The following is a 10428-nucleotide window of genomic DNA, read 5'->3' as shown; positions in this document are numbered from 1 at the left end:
CAAAACTTGAACTCAGGCTTGACCAACCAAGCCGCATCTCGAGCTCCGATACAACGCCATGGCGAAGCCGCACACCACACCCGACGACGTCATCGTCACTCCGCGCGACCTGCATTTCGACACCCAGGTCGTGGCCAAGGGCGCCTGGCTGGGCGGCGACGTGGTCGGCACGGCGGTGTTCAACGCCCTGTCCCTGACCTTCCCCGACGGCGAACGGATCTTCATGGACGCCGTGCGGCACTATCGGCCGCAGTTGTCGGGCAAGCTTCTGGAGGACGCCAAGGCCTTCATCACCCAGGAAGCCATCCACTCGCGCGAGCATGTGGCCATGAACGGCGGCCTGGACCGCGACCGCTACCCGGTCGCGGCCATCGAGGCCCAGATCCGCCAACGCACCACGATGGTGCGCGGCAAGGGGCCGATGGCCATGCTGGGCGCGACCATCGCGTTGGAGCACTTCACCTCGATGATGGCCGACTCGTTCATGCGCGACGACGACCTGTTCGAGAACACCGACCCCGAGATGAAGCGCCTGTGGCAGTGGCACGCCCTGGAGGAGACCGAGCACAAGGCCGTGGCCTTCGACGTCTTCCAGGAGGTCACCAAGGGCTGGAAGCCCCTGCAGCGCTATCGGCTGCGCGTGCGGATCATGGTGCTGATCAGCATCATGTTCACGCGCAACATCACCCACTACGCCTCCAGCCTGCTGGAAGCCGACGGCATGAAGCCCCGCGTCGCTCGCGCCAAGGTGCTGTGGTTCCTGTTCGGCACGCCCGGCCTGTTCCGCCGCTGCGCCAACGAATACTGGGCCTGGTATCGCCCCAACTTCCACCCGTGGGACCACGACAACCGCCAAAGGCTGGCCGGCCTGCGCGACAGTTTCACCCCGGCGATGGCCGCGGAATAGGTTCCGGGCGCTGGAGCCCCAGCCCTGTGAGAGGCGCGGGGCGCTGACAAAAGGCTGGGCCGTTTCAGGGCCCGGCGCCTTCAGACGGCTTCGAACGCTTCCCGCAGGACGCTGGCGCGGCGCCCTTCGGGGCGGATCATTAGGAACTTTCCCGACCATACGCCCGGGATAGACCATCGGCCCTCCAGCTCGGTGAAATCGTCGTTGAGCGCCCCTTCATAGTGGACCGCATGCGACCAGTTGCTTGAGCCGTCATAGGTCTTTGTGAAGTGGACTTGCCGATCGTTTCGGCCGCCCTGGAGGGTGGCGTAGACCTCGACAAAGACTTCCGACTCATCCACAGCGATTTCGTGAATTGAGCCGGTCAACCATTTACCGCTTTCGAGCAGGGTCGCCGTAAACCCAACGGGTTCAAAGGCTTCAGGGTAGGAATAGAGCCCCTGCCAGATGCCTGTCAGATTCGTCGTCACGACTACCCCCAGATCGCAAAGTCGCCCTAAGGTTCCAGCCGCGCCACCAGGCTGGACGTGTCCCAGCGATGACCGCCCATCGCCTGGACCTCTTCATAAAAGCCGTCGATCAAGGCCGTGGCTTCAAGCCGGGCGCCGTTGACCTTGGCCTCGGCCAGGGCGATGCCCAGGTCCTTGCGCATCCAGTCGACCGCGAAGCCGAAATCGAACTTGCCCTGCGCCATGGTCGCCCAGCGGTTCTCCATCTGCCAGGACTGGGCCGCGCCCTTGGAGATCGCGGCCAGGACGTCGTCGGTCGGCAGGCCGGCGCGCTTGGCGAAGTGCAGAGCCTCGGCGACGCCCTGGATCACGCCGGCGATGGCGATCTGGTTGCACATCTTGGTCAGTTGGCCCGCGCCGGTCGGACCCATCAGGCGGATCGCCTTGGCGTAGACCGCCAGCACCGGCTCGACCCGGGCATAGGCCGCCGCGTCGCCGCCGCACATGATGGTCAGCTGCCCGCTCACCGCCCCCGCCTGCCCCCCGGACACCGGCGCGTCGACGAATCCGCAGCCGACGGTTCCGGCGGCGGTCGCCATCTCGCGCGCCACGGTGGCCGAGGTCGTGGTGTGGTCAACGATGACGCCGCCCGCCGCCAGGGCCGGCAGGATCTGGGCCACGACGCCGCGGACGTCGTCATCATTGCCGACGCACAGAACGACCATCTCGGCCCCCGCGACAGCCTCGGCGATCGAGGGGGCGCTTCGCGCCGCCATGGGTCGCCACCCAGCGTTCGGCCTTGTCGGGACTGCGATTGAAGACCATGGACGCGTGGCCAGAGGTCTTCAGATGACCCGCCATCGGAAGCCCATGACGCCCAGGCCGACAAACGCGATCTTCATGCACCCAACTCCTTGCGAGAACGCGCGGGTGTGGCCCGACGGGCGGCGGATCGCAACGGCATTTTAACGTCCTCCTGCCTCAGGTTGCGGCAACAGGGTTAAGCAGGCTTAAGCACGATGGCCGTCAGCGCGGCGACCAACCGATCATCATCAAGAAGGTCAAGAAGGTCGTCGGCGGCGGCCACCATGGCGGCGCGTGGAAGGTGGCCTATGCCGACTTCGTCACGGCGATGATGGCGTTCTTCCTGCTGATGTGGCTGCTCAACACCACCAGCCCCGAACAAAAGGCCGGAATCGCCGACTATTTCGCGCCGGCCTCGATCTCGTCGACCACCAGCGGCTCGGGCGGCATTCTGGGCGGCACGGCCCTGGGCGACCGACGGCGCCAAGTCGGACGGCAAGATGTCGGCGATCCAGCAGATGGCGCCCGAAGCGCCGGAGGAAACCAACAAAGGACGGCCAGAGCTCGACCACGGCCAGCCTCGACTCGGCCTCCGAGGAGGCCTTGCGCGACGCCCTGGCCAAGAAGGAACAGGACAGCTTCGCCTCGGCCGCCCAGTCGCTGCGCCAGTCGCTGCAGGACATGCCCGAACTGGCCGAGCTGTCCAAACAGATCATGATCGACCAGACCCCCGAGGGCCTGCGCATCCAGCTCATCGATCAGGACGGCCGCTCGATGTTCAAGGAGAACTCGCGCGAGCCCAATGACCGCGCCCGCATCCTGCTGCGCGCGGTCGCCAAGGTGATCAATCAGCTGCCCAACCGGGTGACCGTCTCGGGTCACACCAGCGCCAGCGCCCTGGGCCGCAAGGCCGACGGCGACTGGTCGCTCTCGGCGTCCCGCGCCGACGCCTCGCGTCAGGTGCTGCGCAGCGCCGGAGTCGACGACGACCGCATCTATCAGGTTTCCGGCAAGGCCAATTCCGAGCCGCTCTATGCCGACGACCCCACCTTGGCGGGCAATCGCCGGATTTCCATCGTTCTGCTGCGCGAAAAACCGGTGCTGCCCGACAACCTGTGACCGTGTGACGCGCGACGTGTCCGACCCGCTTGCGCGACCGGCGCGGATGTCGCCTAATCCGTTATCGGCCGAGGGCCGCCAACAGGGGTTGTGAGCTTCCGTGACGCAGCATTTTCCGACGCGACAGCTGCGCTTCTTCCTGACAGCGCCGACGCCCTGCCCCTATCTCCCGGGCCGTGAGGAGCGAAAGGTGTTCGCGCACCTGCCGCTCTCGGACGGCCCCACGGTCAATGACAGCCTGACCCAGGTCGGCTTCCGCCGGTCGCAGAACATCGCCTATCGCCCCGCTTGCGAGACCTGCCGCGCCTGCCAGTCGGCCCGCGCGCCGGTCGCCGACTATGAGCTGTCGCGCTCGGAGCGTCGGGTCCTGGCCCGCAATCAGGACCTTGAGCGTCATCTGGTGGAATCCGAGGCGACGCTCGAGCAGTTCGAACTGCTGCGTCGCTATCTGATGGCCCGCCACGCCGACGGCGGCATGGCCGAGATGGCCTGGCCCGACTATGTGGCGATGGTCGAGGACACGGCGGTCCGCACCCATCTGATCGAATATCGCCGCCGCCCGGCGGACGACGGCCCCGGCGACCTCGTGGCCTGCGTGCTGGTCGACGTCCTCGCCGATGGCTTGTCGCTGGTCTACAGCTTCTATGACCCGACCTTGGCCTCGCGCAGCCTCGGGTCGTTCGTGATCCTCGACCATCTGGTCCAGGCCCGCGCGATCGATCTGCCCTTTGTCTATCTGGGCTATTGGGTGCCCGGCAGCGAGAAGATGGCCTACAAGGCCCGCTTCTCGCCCCTGGAAATCCTCAAGCCGGGCGGCTGGGCCCTGATGTCGGCCCGTGAGCGCGGGGCTCGCCCGCCGCGGCCGATCACCCCGCCCAGCGTCGATCTGGACCTCAGCGACGCCGAGCCGGCGGATCTGGACGAGTTCCCGACGGCCGGAAAGCCTTAGCCTTCCGGCCGTCAGAACGAGGCTTAGCGCGCGAAGCTGACCCCGCCGTCGACCGTGACGGCCGAGCCCATCACATAGTCCCCGGCCCGCGAGGCCAGGAAGATCGCCGTGCCGGCCATGTCCTCGTCCGTGCCGATGCGGCCGGCGGGAATGGCCTTGGACACCGCCTCGGCGTGGTCGCGGGCGACCTTGTTCATGTCGGAAGCGAAGGCGCCGGGCGCGATGGCGCTGACGGCGATGTTCTCGGGCGCCAGGCGCAGGGCCATGCGCTTGGTCAGATGCAGCAAGCCGGCCTTGGACGCGCCGTAGGGATAGGTCTCTTCCTTAGCCACCGACTGGCCGTCGATCGAGCAGATGTTGATCACCTTGGCCACGTGGTCCTTGGCGGCGGCCCGCAGGGGGGCCATCAGGGCCTGGGTCAGGAAGAAGGGCGTCTTCATGTTGAGGTCGACGACCTTGTCCCAACCGCTCTCGGGGAACTCGTCAAAGGCCGCGCCCCAGGCCGCGCCTGCGTTGTTGACCAGGATGTCGAGCTTGGGCTCGCGCTCCAGCAGCCGCGAGGCCAGGCCCTGGACGCCCTCCATGGTCGAGATGTCGCCCGGCAGCGAAACGCATTCGCCATATTGGCTGAGCTCCTCGGCGGCCGCGTCGCAGGCGGCGGCCTTGCGGCCGGTGATGTAGACGCGCTTGGCGCCATAGACGAGGAAGCCCTTGGCGATCATCGCGCCGATGCCGCGCGAGCCGCCGGTGACGACCGCGACGCGGCCTTCGAGGGAGAAGAGATTCTGCATGATCGTATCCTTTTAGAAGCCGCGCGCGGCGGCCAGGGCGCCGAGGCGCCCGGTGATATCGTGGAACTGGGCGACGGTCTCGTCGATGATCGCTTGCGCCGTCTTGACCTCGTCGATCAGGCCGACGGTCTGACCAGCCAAGGCGGGCGCGGCTTCCATGTCGCCGCCGAAATAGACGCCGAGGATGCCCTTCAGGGCGTCGGGCGGCATCAGGCCTTCATCGTAGATGGCCTTGGTGCGCTCGGATTTCAGGGCGCGGATGCACGGGCTGGACTTCTTGTTGAGGATCCAGGTGCCGGTCTCCTTGCCGCCGGTGATCGCGGCCTTGTAGTTTTCGTGCACCGGGCTCTCGGCCGCGCTGACGAAGCGGGTGCCCATCTGGACGGCCTCGGCTCCCAAGGCGAAGGCGGCCGCCATGCCGCGTCCGTCGCAGATGCCGCCAGCCGCGACCAGCGGCACGTCGACCCGGGCGCGGATCGCCTGCAGCAGGACCAGGGTCGAGACCTCCTCGGGGTTCTTGAACCCACCGCCCTCGGCGCCCTCGACCACCAGGCCATCGATCCCGGCCTCGGCGCATTTGACCGCCGCGTCGACCGTCGGCACGGCGTGATAGACCACGATGCCGGCGTCCTTCAGCGGCCCGATGAACTTGGCCGGACTGCCCGCCGAGGTGGTGACGAACTTGACCCCGCTCTCGCAGACGAACTTCAGCATGGCGTCGTCGCGCAGGAACATGATCGGCAGGTTCACCCCGAACGGCAGGCCGCTTTCCGCCATCTTGCGGATCTCGGCCTTGCAGGTCTCGGTCTCGCCCGAAGAGGTCTCGATGATCCCGAGCCCCCCGGCGCGAGAGACGGCCGAGGCCAGGGGATAGCGAGCGATCCAGCCCATCGGGGCCTGGATGATCGGATATTTGGCGCCCGTATGGGCCAGGACGCGGTTGGTCATGGGATCAGCAGCACGCGGCCGACGGCCTGGCGGCTCTCGATATAGGCATGGGCGGCGGCGGCTTCCGACAGCGGGAAGGTTTTGTCGATCACGACCTGGAGCTCGCCGCGGGCGGCCTCGTCGATCAGGGTCTGGATCATGTCATGAACCCGATCGGTCATGATCTCGGCCCACAGGAACACCCCGGTCAGCGAGCGATTGCCGCCCATCAGGGACGAGACATCCACCTTCATCGGTTCGCGCCCGGCATTGCCGACCAGCGAGACGCGGCCGCGATAGGCCAAGGACAGCAGGCTGCCCTCGAGGGTGGCGCCACCGACCGGATCGACCACCAGGTCGACGCCCTTGCCGCCGGTCAGCTTCATGACCTGCTCGACCACGTCGTCGCGGCTGTAATTGATCCCGTGGTCCAGGCCGAAGGCCTTGAGACGGTCAAGCCGTTCGTCGCTGGAGGCGGTGGCGATCACCGTGGCCCCGGCCCGCTTGGCCAGCTGGATGGCGGCGATGCCGACGGCCCCGGCCCCGGCCTGGACCAGGACGGTCTCGCCGGCCTTGAGGCGGCCGGCCCCGAACAGGCACTCATGCGCGGTGCCGAACGGCACGGGAATGGCCGAGGCCTTCTGGATGTCGAACCCCGCCGGGATCGGCCAGGCGTTGCGGGCGGGCACCGAGCGCAGCTCGGCGTGCGAGCCGAAGGCGTTCACGGTGACAACCTTCTGGCCGACCTTCAGATGGGTGACCTCGGCCCCGACCTCGATGATCTCGCCGGCCGCCTGATAGCCGACGATGTGCGGACTGCCGGCCATCGCGCCGCCGCCGCGATTGAGCGTGTCGCCACCCTCGATGCTGACGGCCTCGACCCGGATGACCACGCCCGAGGCATGGCACGGGGGATCGGCGACATCCTCATAGCGCAGCACGTCCGGCGAACCGGTTTCGTAATAGACGGCGGCCTTCATGGCGCTCTCCCCGGATGGTGTTCCTATGGGTCTCGAAGGCTATTTCGACGGATCAACCAAGGCCGAATAGACCAGCTGCTGGCTGAGATCGTCGAGATTGCGCAGGGCCGGATCGCCGTCCTTGTTGAGGATGTGGATCATGCCCAAGAAGAACAGATCGTTCTTCGGGTCGATCCAGAACCAGGTTCCGGCCGCGCCGCCCCAGCTGATCGTGCCCTCGCCCACCGGCGAGCCCGCCTTGGCGGGGTCGGTGATGACCATGAAATCAAGTCCAAAACCCTGGCCCCGGGCGTTGGTGAACGAGCCCTCCTTGCCGGTCATGATGCCGTCGTTGAGGTGGTTGGCGGCCATCAGCTTGATCGTGCCGGGCGACAGGATCCGCGCGCCGTCCAATTCACCGCCATTGAGGATCATTTGGGCGAAGCGGGCGTAGTCGGCGCTGGTCGACACCAGGCCGCCGCCGCCGGAGGCCACGGGCGGCGGCTTGCTGATGTCGAGCACCATGAAGCCCTCGGCCGGGACCAGCTTCGCGACCTTGGGGGACCAGACATAGAGCGAGGCCAGGCGGCTGGCCTTGTCGGCCGGGATGTAGAAGCCCGTATCCGGCATCTTCAGCGGCTCGAAGATCCGGGTGCGCATGAAGTCGGCCAGCGACATCCCCGAGAGCTTCTCGATGATGAAGCCCTGGATATCGACCGAGGCGCTATATTTCCATTGCGCGCCCGGCTGGCCGATCAGGGGGATCGCGGCGACCTTGTCGATGAACTCCTGGCCGGTCTTCGAGCCCAGCACGCCGTTGGTCACGAAGGCCTTGTCGACGGGGTTGTCGGGAACCAGGCCATAGGCGAAGCCGCCCGAATGGCTCATCAGCTCGCGCATGGTCGGCGGCCGATTGGCGGCCTCGGTGATGAAGCTGCCGTCCGGATTGACGCCCTTGAAGACCCGCAGATTGGCGAATTCGGGGACGTACTTGCTGGCCGGATCGTCCAGCCGCCACTTGCCCTCTTCAAAGAGCTGCATCATCGCGACGCCGGTCACCGGCTTGGTCTGGGAATAGATCCGGAAGACGGTGTCCCGGGTCATGGGCGGGCCGTCGAAGCCCTTCTTGCCGTGAACCTCGAAGGCGACGACCTTGCCATGGCGCACGACCATGGTGGTGACGCCGGGCAGATGACCCTGATCGACCAGGGCCTGCATCGCGCCGTTTAACCGCTTGAGCCGCTCACTGGAAAAGCCGGCGCTCTCGGGCGCCGCGGTCGTCAGGGACACCGACTTGGGCGCGCTCCAGGCCGGAGCGCCGCAAAGCGCCAGAACGGCGAACGCCGCCGCCATTGTCCGCCGAACCATAAGCGCCCCTCCAAACATCTGTTTGACCGCACCTTAGCGACGAATGCCCGAGCGGCAATGGGGACCTAACCCTGGTCGCTCAAATGGCCGAGGAAAGTGATCCAGGCCGCCTAGGGCGACCGACCCGCCGATTGCGCCTTGCGGCCCGCCGCGGGGCTGGAGGTCAGACTGGCGTTCTGCAGGCCGCCTTCGGCGAGGGCCTGATAGACCAGGGTGCGCGAGGTGGCGTCCAGGCCGGAGCCCACGCCGCCGAGCCGCTGGATCATGCCGATGAAGAACAGGTCATTGGCCGGATCGATCCAGAACCAGGTGCCGGCGCTGCCGCCCCAGCTGATCGTGCCGGGACCGACCGGCGCGCCCGAGGCCAAGGGATCGATGGCCACCGCCACGTCGAGGCCGTAGCCCATGCCGGTGGCGAAGGGGAAGGGTCGAGCCTGGGGAGTCAGCACATTGGCGGTGCCGTTGGTCGTCACTTGAAAACTGGCGGGGGAGATGATTCTGCCGCATCAGGGCGACGGTCTCGGGTTCGAGGATCCGCTTGCCGTCCAGGTCGCCGCCATTGAGGATCATCTGGGCGAAGCGGGCGAAATCCGCCGCCGTCGATAGAAGACCACCGCCGCCCGAGGGCGCGGCGGGCGGCCGGGTGACATCGCGCCAGGCCCCCTCGACCACCGGGACCAGTTTGCCCGTGGCGGGATCGGCGTCATAGACGGCCGCCAGGCGCGGCTGCTTCTCGGGCCGCGCCCAGAAGGCGGTGTCCTTCATGCCCAGGGGCTGGAAGATGCGCTCCTCCATGAACACCGGCAAAGGCTGGCCCGACAGCTTCTCGACGATATAGCCCTGATGTCGGCCGCGATGCTGTAGCGCCACAGGGTGCCCGGCTGGGCGTAGAGGGGCAGTGCGCGACCTTGCTGCTGCAGGTCCTGCAGGCGACGCCGACTGCAGCACCCCCGCCCGGAAATAGGCCTGGTCGGCCTGGCTTCCCGGATCGTCGGCGATGCCATAGGCGAAGCCCGCCGTATGGGTCATCAGCTCGCGCATGGTCGGCGGACGGGTCACCGGCGTCAGGATCGGCTGGCCCTCGGCGTCGACGCCGCTGGCGATCCGCAAGCCGGCGAACTCGGGCACGAACTTGGTGATCGGGTCGTCCAGCTTCCAGAGACCCTGGTCGTAGAGGATCATCATCGCCACGCCGGTGACCGGCTTGGTCTCCGAGCGGATGCGGAAGATCGCGTCAGCCGGCATCGGCTCGCCCGATTCCAGGCTGAGCTTGCCGAAGCTGCGCAGCGCCGCGATCTGGCCGTGCCGGCTGAGCAGGGTCACGGCGCCGGCGATCTGTCCCTGGTCGACCAGGGTCTGCATGGTCTGGTCCAGGCGATGCAGGTGAGCCGACGAGAATCCGACGGATTCGGGGTGGGCGTGGACCAGGGGCGCGGCCTGGGCGACGGCGCCTCCGGTCAGGCCCAGCAGGGCGGCCAGCGCCCCGACGGTCCGGCGCAGACGGATCATGCCGCCCTCATTTCGGCTTGAACCGCTTGGAGGTCGGGAAACCCTTCGGGGCCAGCTTGCCCGAACTCGCCCGCCGCCCGACGAAGGCCTGCCAGTCGGTCCAGTCGCGACGGCGACCGGCCGAGTCGATCCAGTGGCCGCCGACCTCGGCGTTGAACGACAGGGCGTCGCGCAGGCCGCCCTCGCGGTAGGCCTGCAGCTTGACGCCCTTGCCGCGTGACATCTCGGGCAGCTCCTCCAGCGGGAAGACCAGGATCTTGCCGTTATCGCCGACCACGGCCAGCTGGTCGCCTGTGGCTTCCAGGCAGAAGGCCGCGCCGGCGGCGTCGACGGTCAGGACCTGCTTGCCGGCCTTGCGGTTGGCCAGGGCTTCTTCCTCGGGCATCAGGAATCCGTAGCCCAGCTTCGAGGCCAGAATGCGCTTGCGGCCGGCCTTGTAGGGGAAGACGTCGATGATCTTCACCTTGTCGTCCAGCTCGATCATCATCCGCACAGGCTCGCCATGGCCGCGGGCCGACGGCAGGGCGGCGCAGCCCAGGGTGAAGAACCGGCCATCGCTGGTGAACAGCAGCAGCTTGTCGGTGGTCTCGGCCGGGACCAGGAAGCCCAGCTTGTCGCCTTCCTTGAACTTCAGCTCCGAGGGATC

General features: G+C 67.3%; 9 protein-coding genes and 3 pseudogenes. 3 read left to right on the top strand and 9 right to left on the bottom strand.

Features of this window, described 5'->3' with window-relative positions; all coding sequences use genetic code 11:
- Positions 1 to 58 precede the first annotated feature (58 nt).
- Positions 59 to 907, top strand: coding sequence for a metal-dependent hydrolase (locus tag CSW58_RS03230; protein ID WP_099446283.1), 849 nt, complete (start codon positions 59 to 61; stop codon positions 905 to 907).
- An 80-nt stretch (positions 908 to 987) separates the two neighbouring features.
- Here the strand turns inward: CSW58_RS03230 and CSW58_RS03225 are convergent, their stop codons facing one another.
- Both CSW58_RS03225 and CSW58_RS03220 read right to left on the bottom strand, forming a co-directional pair.
- On the bottom strand, positions 988 to 1377 hold the full coding sequence (locus CSW58_RS03225; RefSeq protein ID WP_143755063.1) for a hypothetical protein: 390 nt from the start codon (positions 1375 to 1377) through the stop codon (positions 988 to 990).
- Between the two features lie 26 nt (positions 1378 to 1403).
- Positions 1404 to 2258, bottom strand: a pseudogene (locus CSW58_RS03220) (NAD(P)-dependent oxidoreductase).
- A gap of 74 nt (positions 2259 to 2332) precedes the next feature.
- Between CSW58_RS03220 and CSW58_RS03215 the strand changes: the two are divergent.
- Both CSW58_RS03215 and CSW58_RS03210 read left to right on the top strand, forming a co-directional pair.
- Positions 2333 to 3279, top strand: a pseudogene (locus CSW58_RS03215) (flagellar motor protein MotB).
- Positions 3280 to 3379: 100 nt separating this feature from the next.
- Positions 3380 to 4228, top strand: coding sequence for an arginyltransferase (locus CSW58_RS03210; protein ID WP_099446281.1), 849 nt, complete (start codon positions 3380 to 3382; stop codon positions 4226 to 4228).
- A gap of 23 nt (positions 4229 to 4251) precedes the next feature.
- On the opposite strand, the gene CSW58_RS03205 is transcribed toward CSW58_RS03210, so the two are convergent.
- The 7 genes and pseudogenes from CSW58_RS03205 to CSW58_RS03175 all read right to left on the bottom strand — a co-directional run.
- Positions 4252 to 5019 (bottom strand): SDR family NAD(P)-dependent oxidoreductase, encoded by a 768-nt coding sequence (locus CSW58_RS03205; protein ID WP_099446280.1) that lies wholly within the window; start codon positions 5017 to 5019, stop codon positions 4252 to 4254.
- A gap of 12 nt (positions 5020 to 5031) precedes the next feature.
- A complete protein-coding gene (locus CSW58_RS03200; RefSeq protein WP_099446279.1) occupies positions 5032 to 5967 on the bottom strand; it encodes a nitronate monooxygenase family protein in 936 nt (311 codons plus the stop codon).
- A complete protein-coding gene (locus CSW58_RS03195; RefSeq protein WP_099446278.1) occupies positions 5964 to 6926 on the bottom strand; it encodes a zinc-binding alcohol dehydrogenase family protein in 963 nt (320 codons plus the stop codon). The genes CSW58_RS03200 and CSW58_RS03195 overlap by 4 nt, the downstream gene beginning before the upstream one ends.
- A 39-nt stretch (positions 6927 to 6965) precedes the next feature.
- Positions 6966 to 8273 (bottom strand): serine hydrolase, encoded by a 1308-nt coding sequence (locus CSW58_RS03190; protein ID WP_236627623.1) that lies wholly within the window; start codon positions 8271 to 8273, stop codon positions 6966 to 6968.
- A 110-nt stretch (positions 8274 to 8383) separates the two neighbouring features.
- A complete protein-coding gene (locus CSW58_RS15620) occupies positions 8384 to 8680 on the bottom strand; it encodes a serine hydrolase (protein WP_255406533.1) in 297 nt (98 codons plus the stop codon).
- 154 nt (positions 8681 to 8834) lie between these two features.
- Positions 8835 to 9635, bottom strand: a pseudogene (locus tag CSW58_RS15615) (serine hydrolase domain-containing protein); the annotation flags it as partial.
- Positions 9636 to 9789: 154 nt separating this feature from the next.
- On the bottom strand, positions 9790 to 10428 hold a 639-nt coding region (locus CSW58_RS03175), incomplete at its 5' end, for a DNA gyrase C-terminal beta-propeller domain-containing protein (RefSeq protein ID WP_304441623.1).

This window comes from Caulobacter sp. B11, from assembly GCF_002737765.1.
Taxonomy (GTDB): Bacteria; Pseudomonadota; Alphaproteobacteria; order Caulobacterales; family Caulobacteraceae; genus Caulobacter.
The sequence above is the reverse complement of the archived record's forward strand: the minus strand, read 5'-3'. Positions and strand labels throughout refer to the sequence as shown.